Annotated in this window: 13 protein-coding genes and 1 riboswitch; of the genes, 10 read left to right on the top strand and 3 right to left on the bottom strand. The window is 41.9% G+C overall.

The annotated features are described in order from the left end of the window. Positions 1-92 precede the first annotated feature (92 nt). Positions 93-300, top strand: a riboswitch (cobalamin riboswitch). Positions 301-334: 34 nt separating this feature from the next. The 7 genes from CDG62_RS05590 to CDG62_RS05560 all read left to right on the top strand — a co-directional run bounded on the left by CDG62_RS05590 (position 335) and on the right by CDG62_RS05560 (position 7,683). Next, a complete protein-coding gene (locus CDG62_RS05590) occupies positions 335-2,164 on the top strand; it encodes a TonB-dependent receptor plug domain-containing protein (RefSeq protein WP_087527973.1) in 1,830 nt (609 codons plus the stop codon). Between the two features lie 100 nt (positions 2,165-2,264). Next, positions 2,265-2,843, top strand: a complete 579-nt coding sequence (locus CDG62_RS05585) for a cob(I)yrinic acid a,c-diamide adenosyltransferase (protein ID WP_087527974.1) — start codon at positions 2,265-2,267, stop codon at positions 2,841-2,843. Between the two features lie 306 nt (positions 2,844-3,149). Beyond that, on the top strand, positions 3,150-3,872 hold the full coding sequence (locus CDG62_RS05580) for a glycerophosphodiester phosphodiesterase (protein WP_087527975.1): 723 nt from the start codon (positions 3,150-3,152) through the stop codon (positions 3,870-3,872). Positions 3,873-4,148: 276 nt separating this feature from the next. Next, positions 4,149-5,315, top strand: coding sequence for an acyl-CoA desaturase (locus tag CDG62_RS05575; RefSeq protein ID WP_087527976.1), 1,167 nt, complete (start codon positions 4,149-4,151; stop codon positions 5,313-5,315). A gap of 73 nt (positions 5,316-5,388) precedes the next feature. Beyond that, positions 5,389-5,718: a DHCW motif cupin fold protein gene (locus CDG62_RS05570; protein WP_087527977.1), complete on the top strand. Its 330-nt coding sequence runs from the start codon at positions 5,389-5,391 to the stop codon at positions 5,716-5,718. Between the two features lie 78 nt (positions 5,719-5,796). Beyond that, positions 5,797-7,242, top strand: coding sequence for a protein adenylyltransferase SelO (locus tag CDG62_RS05565; protein ID WP_087527978.1), 1,446 nt, complete (start codon positions 5,797-5,799; stop codon positions 7,240-7,242). A gap of 69 nt (positions 7,243-7,311) precedes the next feature. Next, positions 7,312-7,683: an MmcQ/YjbR family DNA-binding protein gene (locus tag CDG62_RS05560; protein WP_087527979.1), complete on the top strand. Its 372-nt coding sequence runs from the start codon at positions 7,312-7,314 to the stop codon at positions 7,681-7,683. A 969-nt stretch (positions 7,684-8,652) separates the two neighbouring features. Here the strand turns inward: CDG62_RS05560 and CDG62_RS05555 are convergent. The 3 genes from CDG62_RS05555 to baeS all read right to left on the bottom strand — a co-directional run bounded on the left by CDG62_RS05555 (position 8,653) and on the right by baeS (position 12,579). Beyond that, positions 8,653-10,008 (bottom strand): amino acid permease, encoded by a 1,356-nt coding sequence (locus CDG62_RS05555; RefSeq protein ID WP_087527980.1) that lies wholly within the window; start codon positions 10,006-10,008, stop codon positions 8,653-8,655. 212 nt (positions 10,009-10,220) lie between these two features. Further along, positions 10,221-10,907, bottom strand: coding sequence for a response regulator (locus CDG62_RS05550; RefSeq protein ID WP_004983596.1), 687 nt, complete (start codon positions 10,905-10,907; stop codon positions 10,221-10,223). Positions 10,908-10,926: 19 nt separating this feature from the next. Next, positions 10,927-12,579 (bottom strand): sensor histidine kinase efflux regulator BaeS, encoded by a 1,653-nt coding sequence (gene baeS, locus CDG62_RS05545; protein WP_087528005.1) that lies wholly within the window; start codon positions 12,577-12,579, stop codon positions 10,927-10,929. Positions 12,580-12,716: 137 nt separating this feature from the next. Here baeS and CDG62_RS05540 point away from each other — a divergent pair, with 137 nt between their 5' ends. The 3 genes from CDG62_RS05540 to CDG62_RS05530 all read left to right on the top strand — a co-directional run bounded on the left by CDG62_RS05540 (position 12,717) and on the right by CDG62_RS05530 (position 17,420). After that, positions 12,717-13,334: a hypothetical protein gene (locus tag CDG62_RS05540; RefSeq protein ID WP_087527981.1), complete on the top strand. Its 618-nt coding sequence runs from the start codon at positions 12,717-12,719 to the stop codon at positions 13,332-13,334. Positions 13,335-13,638: 304 nt separating this feature from the next. Beyond that, positions 13,639-15,441, top strand: a complete 1,803-nt coding sequence (locus CDG62_RS05535; protein ID WP_087527982.1) for an acyl-CoA dehydrogenase C-terminal domain-containing protein — start codon at positions 13,639-13,641, stop codon at positions 15,439-15,441. 197 nt (positions 15,442-15,638) lie between these two features. Further along, the gene (locus tag CDG62_RS05530) at positions 15,639-17,420 is read left to right on the top strand and encodes an acyl-CoA dehydrogenase C-terminal domain-containing protein (protein ID WP_087527983.1); all 1,782 of its coding nucleotides are present in this window, start codon (positions 15,639-15,641) and stop codon (positions 17,418-17,420) included. Positions 17,421-17,512 lie beyond the last annotated feature (92 nt).

The following is a 17,512-nucleotide window of genomic DNA, read 5'->3' as shown; positions in this document are numbered from 1 at the left end:
GCGAATCATTGTAATGCAATTTTTTCGCCTTGCGTAAAGTTCATCCTGAAAAATCTTTACATCGATTGTTTAATTCACATACAAACCTTATACTTCGCCCAAATGCAATAAGTCTGAGCACTATGCTTTAGGGAAGTTGGTGAGAGTCCAACACTGCCCCCGCAACGGTAAAACGAAACGTATATCTTTATAAGTGTTCGCACTTACATCACTGCACTTGTGTGGGAAGATGGATATACCAATATTGTTCGCAATATTTATATTTAAGTCCGGAGACCTGCTTGTTGCGCCATTTAACTCAATCATTCACGGGGGGTGAATGTAGGGAGCCAGCATGCCAAATTTATTTCAGCCTACAGCTTTAGTGGGCGCAATCGCTATTGCGATGGGTTTCTCCGTAACAGCATCTGCACAAGACAGTGTTAATGCATCTTTAGACACATTGGTTGTAACAGCAACTCGTTCTGAAGAAAAGATTAAAGATGTTCCTTCACGAATCTCCATTATTGAACCACAAATTGTTGAACAATCACCAATTGCATCTTTACCTGATCTATTAAAAACAGATGCCACGATCAATATGGTACAAAGCGGTGGTATGGGGCAGCTTGCAGATATCTACTTACGTGGAACTGAATCAGATCACACCTTAATTTTACGTGATGGTGTTCGTTTAAATAATGCTTCCTCAGGTACTGCAAGTCTTGCATTTTTAGATACTACTGACATTAAACAAATTGAAGTTCTCAAAGGACCAGCATCCGTTTTATATGGTACTGATGCGATTGGCGGTGTAATTCAACTTGTATCTAAAACACCTGAAAAAACAGGTGCGTTTATTACAGGAGAAATAGGTGAGCACAGCACTTATAAATCTGTAATAGGTGCAGACTTAGCAGAAAATGGTTTTTATGCACAAGTTCGTGGTCAACGCTTAGAATCAGATGCGACTAAAGTGACGAATCAAAAAACCAATAAAACTGATACTGCATCTTTCGATCAAAAAGGCTTTAGTACAAAATTAGGCGTCGAAAAAGAAGACTATGCAGTATCAGTAGATTACAGCAGTAATAAAGGTACAAGTTTATACGATGCTTACACCTTTGATGGTACGTTACTAAAACAAGATTTTGAAAATGAAATCATCAATCTGCGTAGCCGTTTAAATGTAACGGATCAATTTGAACTCAATACACGTTTATCTCAATTTAATGACGAAGTTGATCAGAAAGACTCAACGGACTACGTCCATAGTAAAACACAAGAAGCTGAACTTTATGGCAAATGGAACTTTACTCCTAGCCAATCTATTATTTCAGGCATTACCCATCGCAAACTTGAAGGCGACATCTTATCTTATGGCACACCTTATAATGAAGATGTAGATTCCACTGGTTACTATGCTCAACATCAATACAACGGTTCAAAACTAAATACTCAAGTCGGTATTCGCCTTGAAGATAACGAAAAGTATGGTTCACATACAGTAGGCCAAATGGCTGCACGTTATCAATTACTCACTAACACAAGTATTTATGCAAATGTTGGAACCGCTTTTAAATCACCAACGTTAAATGAGCTCTATAACTCATGGAATGGTAATCCTAATCTAGATCCTGAGGAAAGTACCTCTTATGAAGTTGGTCTTGATCAGGTTTTAGCTTACGGTTTCCAAACAGGTTTATCTGCTTATTACACAAAAGTAGATGACTTAATTGCATCTGGTTCAAATGGTTTATTAACCAATATTCAAGAAGCAACTTATCAAGGCGGTGAACTATATCTAGGTTGGCAACGAGATGATTTATTTACGAAAGCAACCTATAGCTATGTTAAAGCTCAAAATGAAGAAACCAATGAAGATCTAAAACGTCGACCTCGCCAAGGATTCACTTTAACGACTGGTTTACAAAACGAAATTTATGGTATTAGTGCTTCATTAGTTGCTAAATCTAAAGCTAAAGAATGGAATAAAAACTATAGCACTCCAGGTTATGCAACCATTGATATCAATGCATTTTGGAATGTAAATCCATATGTAAAACTCTTCACGAATATTCAGAATATTGGTGATGTTGAATATAAAACCGCATATCAAGACAATGGTTATTACTATATCAACGGCGGTCGCCTAGCTACCGCAGGAGTCACTTTCCGTTATTAATTTAATGTAAAGACTCAAAAAACAATTTAAAACAGCGCAGTTTATGGATAATGTTTTGACCGACATTATCCTTTTTTTCATTCTTTAAGCAGGACAAATTATGGGCCACCGTTTAAGTAAAATTTATACTCGTACTGGCGACTCAGGCACCACAGGTCTGGGCGATGGATCACGCGTGACTAAAGATGATCTAAGAATTACCGCACTGGGTGATGTTGATGAGCTCAATTCAACCATTGGGGTTCTTCGTGCTCAAATTACCGCAAGCCAAATTATAGACAAAGCAACATGGGATAAAAGCTTAAGCCTGATTCAGCATTGGCTTTTCGACTTAGGTGGTGAATTCTGTATTCCAAACTATCATTTGCTCCAACCTGTTTGCATTGAGTTTCTTGAACAAGAAATTGACCGTATGAATGAAGACTTACCCATGCTGAAAGAATTTATCTTACCTTCAGGTTCCTTAGCATGTAGCTATGCACATCAAGCGCGAGCGGTATGTCGCCGAGCTGAACGTAGCTTAATGTCGGTACACACGCGTGATCAAAATATTCAAAGCATCGCGCTACAGTTGCTCAACCGCTTGTCAGACTGGATTTTTGTTGCATCTCGTGCGTTACAGCGTGCTGAAGGCGGCTCGGAAGTACTTTGGCAAAAAAATATCAATGAAACTATTTAAAAAGTTCTAAGTATCTAGAACGAAATAGATTTTTTCAGAGTCTTGCAGTGATCAATTCACTGCAAGACTTTCTAAGCTTACTTTTCTTTCGGCAAAAGTAACCAAAGCCATTTACTAATCGCAAAACTCGTCAAATGCCATCTCTTAACCCGAATGTCGCGGAAGCATTGCATTCAATGCTCGATCCGACCTCAAACTATTACACAGGGTATTGATGTATATCTGATATTTCCACCTTAGAATCTCTCCCCCAATCCGATGTTTTAGCGCTACAATCACGCAAAAGACATATAAATCAGGTTCAATATGAGAATCATCGGACATCGTGGTGCACGTGGCGAGGCTCCAGAAAATACACTCGGCGGTTTTCAATATATTCATGATCTAGGCATTCGTGCGGTCGAATTTGATGTTCGTCAGCTCCGAGACCATGAACTGATCATTATGCATGATGACAACATGCTCCGGACCACTGGGATCGACCAAGCACTCTACCCATTAAACAGCACACAAATCGATACCTATAACCAAGCACATATTTGGTTAGACTGGGAAAAGCAAGTCACTCCAACTCTGCAACAAGCACTTCAGATTATGAAGGACTTTGAACATCTAGAAGTTGAGGTCAAAGCGGTAGCAACACAAGCAGAAGCGGAGCGACTGACACAACATCTCACGCAGCAACTGAGAGGCTTTGAGCAAAGTGCAGTCATCACCAGTTTTGATCTTAAAATCCTACAAGCACTCCAAGATCAACACTCTCCATTTAAACGAGGTTTATTGATTGAAGATGATATTCAACATCTTGCGATTGAACAGGCACTCAAATACGACTGTTGCCAAATCGGCTGGATGAATCAACTCGCAACCGATGACCTGTTAAAAGCCACACAAGAAGCGAATTTAGCCATTAGTGTTTGGACAGTGAACGACATAGAGCGCGCCAAACATTTACGTGACTGTGGCATTGATGGATTAATTACCGATTTTCCTAAAATGATGCTACAACATTTGGCAGATGTACATTGAACAGGCCGTAGATTGACTTAGGTTTTACATGGGCAGTAGCACTGAAAATGTTTATTTTTCATATTGATCGCTCTGCTACAATAACGCCTAGAAATGATTCGATAATTTCGATATCTAAACATTCTTATTCTGTTACTGTTTAGTACAATACATCTGTACAATAATGCTAGTGAATCACGGTTCGCTCATGCTAATATGCTGTAGCTTAATCCATGCAAAAAGTAATGGATTGACCTTCCATTTATACCTCCCAAGGTTTCAGGAGTGCTGTTGGAGATGAATGCTCCCCTACCCAAAGCCCCATTTAACTGGGTTGCAATTTTTGCATTGGTTTTTCTTCCCATTGTGGCTGTGATTGCAATTCCCTTATATGCCTTTCAGCATGATTTCAGCTTAGCCGCTTGGATCAGTATGTTTGTATTACTGGGTGTTAGTAGCTTAGGTATTACCGCTGGCTATCACCGCTTATGGGCACACCGTGCTTATGAAGCAAGCTTACCTTTAAAAATCATTTTGATGATTATGGGTACGTTTGCCGTGCAAAACAGTATTTTATATTGGGGTTCAGGTCACCGTACCCACCACCGCCATGTCGATGATATCGAGAAAGATCCGTACTCGATTAACAATGGTTTTTGGTATGCGCACATGGGGTGGATGCTTCGTGACTATCCATCAGCAGAGCCTGACTTTAAAAATGCACCCGATTTACTCAATGATAAATTGGTGATGTTCCAACACAAATACTATGTTCCTTTAGTGATCAGTGTCCACATGGGTATTTTATTACCGATTGGTTGGGCCGTAGGTGACTTATGGGGCGTGTTATTGTTGGGCGGATTAATGCGTTTAATCCTCAGCCACCACGTTACGTTCTTCATTAACTCTTTATGCCACATGTGGGGCAAACGTCCATACACCGACGAAAATACTGCACGTGACAACTTCTGGTTAGCGATTGCGACTTGGGGTGAGGGTTATCATAACTACCACCACATTTTCCAATACGACTACCGTAACGGGGTGAAATGGTGGCAATATGACCCAACCAAATGGTTGATTTGGTCATGTTCAAAACTGGGTTTAGCTAAAAACTTACGTCGTATTCCAAGCTTTAATATTAAAAAAGCAGAACTTGCGATGAAGTTTAAGTATGCTGAGCAAGACTTAGAAGTCCATGGTCTAAATGTCAGTGATGACATCAGCTCTGCGAAAGCTCGTATTGCACAAGAGTATGATGCTTTTACACAAACCTTAAATGACTGGGCAAAATTGAAAGAACAAGAAATTCAAGCCAAGAAAACAGCTGTGGCTGAAAAAATCCATCAAATGGATGAAAAGCTTAAAATTGAATTTCAATTGGTTGAACAGCGCTTAGGTCATCATCGTCAAACATTAACCACGCTGATGCGTAGCATTAAAAAAGCGCCTGTTTCACAATAATTGATTTCTAATAATTGTTTCAAAAGAAAGCTCCGCAAGGGGCTTTTTTTAGCAGGTCATAAAGGATAACAACATGGATATTAAGAACATCCCATTCGGTATCACCAACTGGGCCGAGATACCCACCACACGCCATACAGGTAATCAAGGTTATGCCCTATGGCGTACGCAGCAATTTGACGCGATTCGCGTGCGTATGGTGGAGTATTCGGAGAACTATTTGGCCGACCATTGGTGTTCTAAAGGGCATATTCTGTTGTGCTTAGAAGGCGAACTCCACACCGAATTAGATGATGGCCGTAGCTTTACCCTTACGGCTGGCATGAGTTACCAAGTTGCAGATCAAGCTGAAGCCCATCGCTCATCCACCTCAAAGGGTGCCAAGTTGTTTATAGTTGACTAAAACAGTTGGATATATGTCTTAACACTAAAACTTTGCTATATTGATGGGGTCATGGCTTATCCCTTGTGATCTTTCACTATGCAGTTCAACTCACGCTATTCCCTCCTTCCTTCAAAGCTTTATCACCATCAACAGCCCCTTCCACTAAAAGGGGCAAAAGCTGGTCATTTCAATGCCGCTTTAGCGGAACAGTTGCAATGGTCTGAAGCTGACAAACAGTCTTGGGTAGAGATTTGTAGCGGCCAGAAAACCTTTAGTGAATTTGAACCTTTGGCAATGGTCTATGCTGGACATCAATTTGGTCAGTGGGCAGGACAGCTTGGTGATGGTCGTGGTTTATTGATTGCGCAAATCCTTGATCAACATGAACAAACCATTGACCTGCATTTAAAGGGTGCGGGCTCTACCCCTTACTCACGTATGGGAGATGGCCGTGCGGTACTCCGCTCCGTCATTCGTGAGTACTTGGCTGGACATGCACTGAATAGTTTAGGCATAGCATCAAGTAACGCTGTCGGCTTTACCTCGTCGGCTCAAGGTGTACAACGTGAAAAATTAGAGCTGGGTGCGATGATGTTACGTACATCAGACTGCCATATTCGCTTGGGACATTTTGAGTGGATCAACCAGTACCAACCTGATTTACTTGGCGAATTTACGCAAAAATGCATCGCATGGCATTACCCCGAATGTTTAGAGGCAGAACAACCTGCTTTGGCATTTGCAACCCAAGTGATTCAACGGACTGCGGTCATGATTGCCAAATGGCAATTGGTCGGCTTCGCACACGGAGTGATGAATACCGATAATTTAAACATTACGGGTTCAACCCTCGATTTTGGCCCCTATGGTTTTATGGAACGCTTCCGTCCGAATTGGATTAACAATCACTCCGACTACCAAGGCCGCTATACCTATCAGCAGCAGCCGAGCATTGGACACTGGAACTTATGGACATGGTTGAATAACCTCATTCCGCTTTGTCCGCAAGACTATGACAAAGAACAATGGAAGCAAGACCTTGCCACTTGCCTAGAGCACTATGAACCCACGTTCTTGGAGCACTATAAACTGGGTTTAAGTCAGAAAATGGGCTTACCTCATTTCCACACTGAAAGTTTTGACTGTGCCATGACCTTCTTACGGATTCTACAAACCGAACAGCTCGACTACACACAGAGCTTTACTCGTTTGCAGAATAAACAATATGAAACAATTAAAGATGACTGCCTTGACCGCCGTCAGTTTGAAAGTTTCCTTGCGCAATATGAACAGATTCGTGCCAATCAAGACACAACAGAACTGGATGCAGCCATGCAACAAGCCAACCCTGTTTATATCCTACGCAATCACATGGCGCAAAAAGCGATTGAACTGGCTGAGCGCAATAATTTCTCAGAAGTCGAACGCTTATTTGACCTCCTCAGCCACCCATTTGAGCGGAATGTAGCCCTAGAGAAAGCGGAGGATTTAGCCCCTTTACCTACCGATGTTCCTGAAGTGATGGTGAGTTGTTCCTCTTAAACGTTTGGCTTAAACTGTGGATAAATTAAACAATATCCACAGGGCTTCGCCCATTGAGTGATAATCACCATGTCCCTACATCTTATTGCTGCAAAAGCCGCACTTGCCCTGCCAGAAGTGACGTGTAGTCAACCCTTTGGTGAAGGCTGTGATGTCTATAAAGTCATGGATAAAATGTTTTTGCTCAATTCATCATTAAGTGGGGCAACTTTAAGTAACTTAAAAGTCACGCCTGACCATGGTGCGATGCTACGTGATATTTATCCGTATATTCATGCAGGATGGCATATGAATAAAAAACATTGGATTTCAATTTATGAAGATAAAAACTTGGATTCGGATTTAGTCATTGATCTAGTACAGAGTTCTTATGAACTCGTAGTATCCAAGCTGAATAAACGACAAAGACAGCGAATCGCTGCACTTCAAGCCATCACCTAAATATGTATTGAATGAAAAGGATTTTTCCTTTTACATTTTCTAAAGCTCAGTGCTATTGCTTCATCCAACAGGTCATAGATTTGGACGCATATTGTCTCGACTCAATAGCTTTTTGACGTTTTCTACGTATTGCCCATTTGGAACCCACATTTTGAAACGAAAAGTGAAATAAGACATTTATAGATGATAAAAAAAGCCCGACATCCTGTCGGGCTTTTTTCGTATCACTTAGTTAGGTATAACTCCTGTCGTACCTCACATCCTCGTGCTGAACTTATCATTTTTGTTTTATGTTTTGGAACATCCTGTTCTCTATGACTGCATCATATAAAAAATCTTAGGGCTGACCTAGACGCAATCCGCTTGAATAGTTGTAAGCCAAAACGTACATGGAAAAATACGCTTAATTAGACTTACCCGCAAAATTATCCGCAGAAATTGTGGATAGTTTCCAGGATGACCGTAGCTGAACCTTACTCATTAAAATTAGTTTTTGAGTACTTTAAAAGCAACTTTATAGCTCAGTACTTCAATCTGTTGGATATACAACCTCTCTTTTCTCAATTTTGCCTATTTAATTATCGATACATACCCGTCCGAAAAGATGGAGTATGCAAGTCGCTCACTCTCCAATCAAATTAATCCAAAAGCTATGGTGAACCTCTTACGAAGACCCTCCGAGATGGAATGAAATCTAGGTCATTTACCTGCTCAATTGCTGATTTGAATGTATTGTGAAAAGTTTGGAGCTATCTTACAGTTCCCCCCTAAGTGACATACACATGGCTAGCAGAATGCTTCGCTGATTTGAATACAGACTCATCGACTTTGTCTAAAACAAAAATAAAAAGACAAACTAAAAACATTATTTAAAATACTGATAATTTAACAATACGTCAGAACCCTAATGATCAAAAGCCCAATAAAAAAGGACTCATATTGAGCCCTTTCAACATCATCAGCTACGCTTTAGCTTTTCTTCGCCTCCAATGTTTTAAACAAAATGAATAACACGAAAATCCAGACAGGAAGCATCAATACGGAAAGCATAAAACCCTGATTCCACATGATATATAAAATCATCAGCATAAAGACTAAAACAAAATAATTGCTAAATGGTGCAAACAACGCTGGAAACTTGGTTTGAATGCCTTGTTTTTTCATACTCTGTCTAAATTTAAGATGGATCAAACTGATCATCATCCAATTCAGCACCGCTGCACTAACCACAATATAAATCAGATAACTGAGCGCTTTTTCAGGTAAGAAGTAATTTAAAAGTACACAACCGAAAATCAGTAATGCTGAAAATAAAACAGCCGCAATCGGTGTCCCTTGTCGATTCACCTGCTTAAAAACTTGCTGGGCATTGCCCTGTTCGGCCAGACCTAATAGCATGCGACTATTGGCATACATGCCACTATTACAAACCGAAACCGATGCAGTCAGAATAATAAAATTGAGTAAATGCGCAGCCCAATCAATGCCCATTTGCTTAAAAATAAGCACGAATGGACTTTTATCTAAGCCACCCAAATCCAATTGATTCCAAGGTACCAAAGACAAAAGAATCGCCAGCGAGCAAATATAGAATAGGAAAACCCGAATCACCGTTTGATTGACGGCTTTTGGAATGTTCTTTTCAGGATCTTCGGTTTCCGCAGCCGCCATACTGATCAGCTCAATGCCACCAAAGGCAAACATCATAAAGGCCAGCATATAAAATAGGCCTTCAAAGCCATGTGGGAAAAACCCGCCATGTACCCATAAGTTCGTGATGGAGGCAGTGGAACCGACATCAGCCGTCAACAACAGATAAACCCCGAAGATGATCATGGTGATAATCGCCACAACTTTAATCATCGACAGCCAGAACTCAGACTCCGCATACAGTTTGACATTAGCGAGATTGGCCAGTGTGATCACCACAAAAAACACCAGCACCGAGACCCACGCAGGAATATGTGGCCACCAGTAATTCACATACTTACCAATCGCGGTCAGCTCAGTCATCACCACCAAGATATACAGCACCCAGTAGTTCCAGCCTGTTAAAAAGCCTGAAAACCGCCCCCAATATTTGAAGGCAAAGTAGCTGAATGAACCCGTCACAGGCTCATGCACAATCATTTCACCGAGCTGACGCATAATTAAAAATGCAATCAAACCGCCAATCATATAACCCAAAATAATCGATGGGCCAGCAGACTCAATAATATGTGCTGAACCTAAGAACAGCCCTGTACCAATTGCGCCACCCATGGCGATCAATTGAATATGGCGGTTCTTTAAACGGCGCTGAAGTTTAGGCGTCTCGCTGCTCAAAACACATGCTCATCTGATAAAAAAGTGAATTGTACCGCTTGTACAGGCGGTCAACTAGTCTTGTCCTTTAAAATCGCCGATTACTCGGTTTCATTCACCAACTGAAAATTTAAACAGACTACAAGTTTTGATTGCTGCCTTGACTCCATCCCATAAAAAAAAAGCGGATAGCCCAATACTGATCCGCTTCTTCTTTCGTTCAGAAAACTGAATTAATCTTCGGGATATTCAAAACGGTAGCCTACCCCATATACCGCCTGAACCCATTCATGACGATTGCCTGTTTCAGCTGCATCCGAAATCTTACGACGTAAGTTTTTAATATGGCTATCAATCACTCGATCCGCCACTTCAAAGCTGTCTGGATTGATATGATCTAGCAACTGCGCACGTGAATAGACTTGCCCGACATGCTCTAAAAATAGCTCCAATAAACGAAACTCGGTCGGCGTTAGGTTTAAAGGCTTTTGCTGATACCAAATGCGTTGCTGTGCTTTATCCATACGAAACAAAGACTGATCTTCAGGCTCAGCCTTACGCTCTAAACGACGTAACACGGCTTGAACACGTGCCACCAATTCTTTCGGGCTAAAGGGTTTACATACGTAATCGTCTGCACCCATGTTTAAGCCAAGCACACGATCAATTTCTTCCGTACGTGCAGTGACCATAATAATCGGCAAATCCGACTGTTCACGGACTTTACGGCAAATAGTTAAGCCATCCATACGTGGCACCATCAAGTCTAAAATCATCAGACTCGGTTTACGCTGCGTAAAGCTATCAAATGCGTCTTGACCATCGTGAAACATACTGACTTCAAAGCCCGCTGCTTCAAGATAATCGCGGACCAATTGTGCAAGTTCTACTTCATCTTCAACCAGCATAATATGTTTCATACATACTTCCTTTTGTGTTTCATTTTTTTGGGAACGTTAACTTGCAACGTAAACCACCCAAAGGCGAATGAGCAAAACTCAATTCGCCGCCTAAAGCCTGTGCCAATTTAGCCGATAAAGCCAAACCTAAACCTGTACCACCTGTGCTCCGTGTACGCGAGTCATCGACTCGATAGAAACGCTCACCGAGTCGTGCCAACTGTTCGTCACTTAAACCATATGGACTGTCATCGACATAGACCGTCCAATCTGTTGCGGACTGTTCCGTATGAACTCGAACCTGCCCCCCCGCTTCGGTATAACGAATGCTATTGCCCAACAAATTGACCATGATTTGCTTAAAGCGGTCAATATCAAGTTGTAACTCTGCGCCCTCACCTTCAACACTGATGCTTAAATGGGCCTGTTCAAATTTCGGCTTAAAGTTTTCCACTTCTTGCTCAATCACCGCCCACGGGTTCACGGTTGCAAAGTAACAGTTTAATTGCTGTGCTTCTGCTTGTGCCAAATCGGCCAAGTCATGCGTGAGTTTTTTCAAACTGGTGACTTGGCGTAACATTGATTCAAAATGCTCAGGCGTTGGTTTTCGAATACCGTCTTGCATCGCTTCGATCTGCGCTTGTAATACTGCAAGCGGAGTTTTCAACTCGTGCGAAGTATCTGACACCCACTGACGACGTGAAATTTCATGCTGATCTAAAATCACCGCCAATTGATTCAGTTCATTGGATAAATCACCCAACTCATCGTTTCGATTCACTTTAACTTGATGCTGAAAATTACCCTTGGTTAATTCACGCGTACCATTCAACAAGCGTTGAATCGGTGTCTTAAAATAAGTCGCAAGTAACAGCGCAGCAATTAAACTGGCAAAAACAGTTAAACCATAGACCAGTAATAAATAACGTTTTTGGTTACTAAAGAAGTTAATACTCAACGCATCATCTTGATCGAGGACTGGTTTCAACCCCAAGTACCCCACCACTTGGTTATTCACCACAATAGGACGGAAAGAAACCTGATCATCCGAGGGTTCACCGACCACAAACTGACGCTGCGTATCGTATAAAGACAAACGCGAACTCAGACCTAAACGGTCAGGTGTGGATATAAACTGTTTTTTGCCTGTGTTTTGTTTGCTCTCTTGTTCAATCTCTTCTTTTTTACGATCTGGGCGGAACACATTTTGATTGGCGCTGAGCGGAAACTTTAAACCTTCAAAGGGTTGAAACTCCGAAGGTAAATTTTCCTCCAAAGCTTGCAGTTCTTGTTCGGTTAAAATCTGTTTTTCATGTTTGACTTCAGTGGTAGAGACATCACTGAGTAAGGTTTTGGTATTTTCTTTAAAATAACGCTGTTGTAGAGCAATATCGTACTGGCGGCGCAACCACCAACGAGAGAGACGGTCATAATCATCTGGCGCGGCATGCCCTTCAATCTGCAAAATTTGCGCTTGAATGGCATTGCCCCAGTCATGATAGGTACTATAAACCCCTGCCAAGTTATCAATCAGATGATCGAGCTTTTGCATTTCCACGTCCGCCACATATTTGGCAAAATTCTTTTGCATGGTCCAATGCAGCACACCTAAACTCACCGTGGTAATCACCAAAGTGGTCAGCAATACAGTGAGGAATAAGCGTAAAGCAATCGGTACGCGGCGAATCTTCAAAAGCAATCTCTCGGTCGTTCTTTTGCCTTGTTATTGTATAGAACACTGCATCAAAAAACTCTCCATTGTTTCTACATCTTTATTATTTAATCTTTAATTATCCAAAATCACATGCTCTTGTATGGGGGAGTTGTAAAATGAATAAGATGACAAAAATGGCTTTAGCCATTGCCAGCGTTTTATCTGTAGGTGCGTTGACTGCCTGTCAATCGACCCAAGCACCGAAAGATATGGAGCAGTCGCAACATATGCATGGTCATTATCAAAAAGACCGTCACATGACACCTGAACAACGTGAACAGTTTGAAAAAATGCGTACTGAACGCAAACAGGTCATGCAAGACATTAAAAAAGCCTGCGATGGCAAAGCGGTGGGTTCAGCAGTCCAAGTCAAAGCAGGTGAGCAAACACTAGATGGCACATGTGCGATTTCGTTTAAACCGAACCGCGATGAAATGAAACGTGGTGAACACCGCCCAATGCGTGGAGATCAAGCCGATCGTGGTGAATTCCGTGGTATGCATATGCAACGCGGCGAACCGCTAACCGATGCGAAACGTGCTGAGTTAACCCAGCAATACGATCAACGTTTAGCTGAACGTCAAGCGCGCCAACAAGCTGCGATCAAAGCCTGCCAAGGTCAAACCGATGGTAAAGCCGTACAGTTAAAAGTTGGCACACAAACAGTAGATGGCAAATGTATCGTTCACTTCCAGCCTAAAGGCCCTGTTTCAGCACCAAATAAGGCCGCGTAAGCTACTCTAAAAAGCATAAATAGATAAAAACGGCGCAAATTGCGCCTTTTTTATTGGACATAACTTTTTACGCTTTTGACTATTTATGTCATGCCAAAAGTAGCAAAACTGTTTACACTCAGTGCACTTAGCGATTTTGAATAATATTTATTTGACTTTACAGTCACCAAGAAAAGCACCCGAACCGCTTGTACCAAATTAGAAGATGTTGCACGATTAAGTTATTCCAATCCGTGTCAAAGAAGACACGTTTTTATGTTTATTAGGATTATAAGCTGGTTAAACCAGTATTGAGGAAACCGATATGCCACAATACAAAGCGCCCTTACGTGATATGCAATTCGTACTGCATGAGCTATTAAATGCAGAAGAACACTATTCTAAATTGCCTGCATTTCAGGAAACCGTAAGCCGTGAATTGGTTGACCAATATTTAGAAGCTGCTGCAGATTTCTGTGAAAACGAATTATCTCCAATCAACCAAAGCGGCGACCGCGAAGGTTGTACTTGGAATGATGGCGTTGTTACAACTCCAACAGGCTTTAAAGAAGCGTATCAAAAATATATCGAACTTGGCTTCCCTTCTCTTTCTGCTGAAGAGCAATACGGCGGTCAAGCATTACCTGTTTCTTTAGGTAACGTAATTTCAGAAATGGTCGGTACTGCAAACTGGGCATGGGGTATGTACCCTGGTCTTTCTCACGGTGCAGTTCGTACTTTAGAACATCACGGTTCAGCTGAACAAAAAGATGCTTACTTACCAAACCTTGTTTCAGGTGTTTGGACAGGTACGATGTGCTTAACAGAATCACACGCTGGTTCTGACTTGGGTATTATCCGTACTAAAGCTGAGCCACAAGCTGACGGTAGCTATGCAATCACTGGTGAGAAAATCTTTATCTCAGCGGGTGAACATGACATGGCTGAGAACATTGTTCACATCGTCCTTGCTCGTCTTCCTGGCGCACCTAAAGGCACTAAAGGTATTTCTTTATTCATCGTACCAAAGTTTAACTTAAACGCAGATGGTACTGTGGGTGAGCGTAATGCGGTGCGTTGTGGTTCTATCGAACACAAAATGGGGATCCATGGTAACTCAACTTGCGTAATCAACTTTGATAACGCAAAAGGTTTCCTCATTGGGCCTGAAAACCGCGGCTTAAACTGCATGTTCACCTTCATGAACACTGCTCGTATTGGTACAGCAGTTCAAGGTTTATCTGCATCTGAAGGTGCATTCCAAGGTGCATTAACCTATGCAAAAGACCGTTTGGCAATGCGTTCTTTAACAGGCCCTAAAGCTCCAGAAAAAGAAGCAGACCCAATTATTGTTCACCCTGCTGTTCGTAACATGCTGTTAACTCAAAAAGCATTTGCTGAAGGCGGTCGTGCACTGGTTTACTTATTGTCTCTACATGCTGACGTGGTTGAACAAGGTGCAACTGAAGAAGAGCGTAAATACTCTGACAACATCTTGTCGTTGCTTACACCAATCGCAAAAGCATTCTTGACTGAAACAGGTTCTGAGTCTGCAAAACACGGCGTTCAAGTGTTCGGTGGTCATGGCTTTATTTCAGAGCATGGCATGGAACAAATTGTTCGTGATACACGTATTGCGTGTCTATACGAAGGAACAACTGAAATCCAAGCACTTGACTTGTTAGGTCGTAAGGTTTTGGGTACTCAAGGTGCAATGTTGAAAGACTTCACTAAGATTGTTCACAAATTTGTTGAAGCAAACAAAGACAATGCTGCAATGAAAGAGTTTGTTGAACCTCTTGCTGCTCTAAACAAAGAGTGGGGCGACTTAACCATGCAAATTGGTATGAAAGCAATGCAAAACCCAGATGAAGTGGGTGCTGCTGCGGTCGATTACCTCTACTTCTCTGGTTATGTAACGCTTGCTTACCTATGGGCACGTATGGCTCTTGTAGCTCAAGAAACATTGGCTGCAGGTACAACTGACGTTGACTTCTATAACGCGAAAGTTACTACAGCTCGCTTCTACTTCAAGAAGATTCTTCCACGTGTTCGCTCACACGTTGACGTGATTGCTGGTGGTGTAGAACCGTTACTCGCATTAGATGCAGAGCACTTTGCATTCTAAGTAGTTAATAACTAATTCGATATTCGAAATAGTTGTACTCTTGAGTACAGAAATGAAAAAGGACAGTCATAGCTTTGGCGGTCCTTTTTCATTATAAATAGAGCGTTATTTCGCTTGGGTCATCTGACAACACTCTCCATTGTTAGTTAAGCTGCCCTAAGTCTACAGAGATTCAAACAATAAACAGGTGAACGAACATGCCAATTTATAATGCCCCACTTGCGGATATGAAATTTATCCTCAATGACGTTTTCAACGCAGATCAGTTCTGGCAGTCTAATGAAAATCTAGCTCATGTAGACAGTGCGACGGCTGAAGCGATCCTCGAGGAAATGGCTAAATTTGCACAAAACGTAACCCTGCCTTTAAACCGTACAGGTGATGAAGAAGGTGCAACTTATAGCAATGGTGCAGTCACCACACCTGCTGGTTTTAAAGAAGCGTTTAAGCAATATGCAGAAGGCGGTTGGATTGGCTTAGCGGCTGATGAGGAATGGGGCGGTCAAGGCATGCCAAAAATGCTGACAGTTCTTGCAGATGAAATGCTGTTCGCAACTAACCCATCATTCATGCTCTACCCACTTCTTTCTGTCGGTGCTGGCATGGCGTTAAACAGCTATGCATCACAAGAACAAAAAGAAACCTATTTACCTAAAATATACTCAGGTGAATGGTCTGGGACCATGTGTTTAACTGAGCCACATGCAGGTACAGATTTAGGCATTATCAAAACTAAAGCTGAACGTAACGAAGACGGCACCTATAACATTACAGGAACCAAAATCTTTATTACTGGCGGTGACCACGACTTAGCAGAAAATATCATTCACTTAGTTCTAGCGAAAACACCAGATGCACCTGCGGGTTCACGTGGTATTTCATTATTCATCGTACCTAAATTCCTTGTGAATGCAGATGGTTCTGTGGGCGAGCGTAATGCAGCAGGTCCAGGTTCAATTGAACACAAAATGGGGATCAAAGCGTCTGCGACTTGTGTGATGAACTTTGACGGTGCCAAAGGTTACTTGGTCGGTAAAGAAAATGAAGGCCTTGCGGCAATGTTCGTGATGATGAACTACGAACGTTTATCGATGGGTATTCAAGGTTTAGGCGCATCTGAATTTGCTTACCAAAATGCGGCACAGTACGCGACAGACCGTCTACAAGGTCGTAGCGCGTCGGGTGTTCAATCGCCAGCTAAACCTGCGGACAGCATTTTAGTTCATGGTGATGTGCGTCGTATGTTGCTGAATGCACGTGCGAACAATGAAGCATCTCGTGCATTTGCAGTTTACGTGGGTCAGCAACTGGATATCACCAAGTTCTCAACAGACCCTGAAGCGGTGAAAGCAGCCAATGACCGTGTTGCATTGCTAACCCCTATTGCAAAAGCATATTTAACTGACACAGCATTCCAAGCAACTTTAGATGCACAAATGGTCTTCGGTGGTCATGGTTATATTCGTGAATGGGGCATGGAGCAATGTGTACGTGACTTGCGTATTGCACAAATCTATGAAGGCACCAACGGCGTTCAGTCTCAAGATTTAATCGGTCGTAAAACCATTAAATGTGGTGGTGCATTTATCGCAGACTACATTTCTGAAATCCGTGACTTTGCTAACAGCTTAGACGCTGACCTAAACTTCATTAAAGATGCAACACTCGATGCTGCAACTGAAGTGGAAGAAGTGACTAAGTATATCCTTGAACGTACTGCTGAAAGTGCAGAGTTCCCGAATGCAGCAGCAGTAGATTACTTACATGCAGTTGGCCTACTCAGCTTTGCCTATATGTTTGCAAGAATTGCCAATGCTGCAAAAGCCAAAGATGGTGATTTCTATCAAAACAAATTGGCACTTGCGGCTTACTTTACACAGCGTATTTTGCCTGAAATCGACTTACGTATTGCCAAAGTAAAAGCGGGTGCAGAAGTTATCATGAACTTCTCTGAAGACTACTTCATCAACCAAGCTTAATTAGTTCATACACGATAAAAAACGCCTGACCAGTCAGGCGTTTTTTTTACGTCAGCTTTTTATAATCAATTTCTCGTCATTTGCATGAAATT

Source organism: Acinetobacter sp. WCHA55 (assembly GCF_002165305.2).
Lineage (GTDB): Bacteria > Pseudomonadota > Gammaproteobacteria > Pseudomonadales > Moraxellaceae > Acinetobacter.
This window is presented reverse-complemented; position numbering and strand designations above follow the sequence as displayed.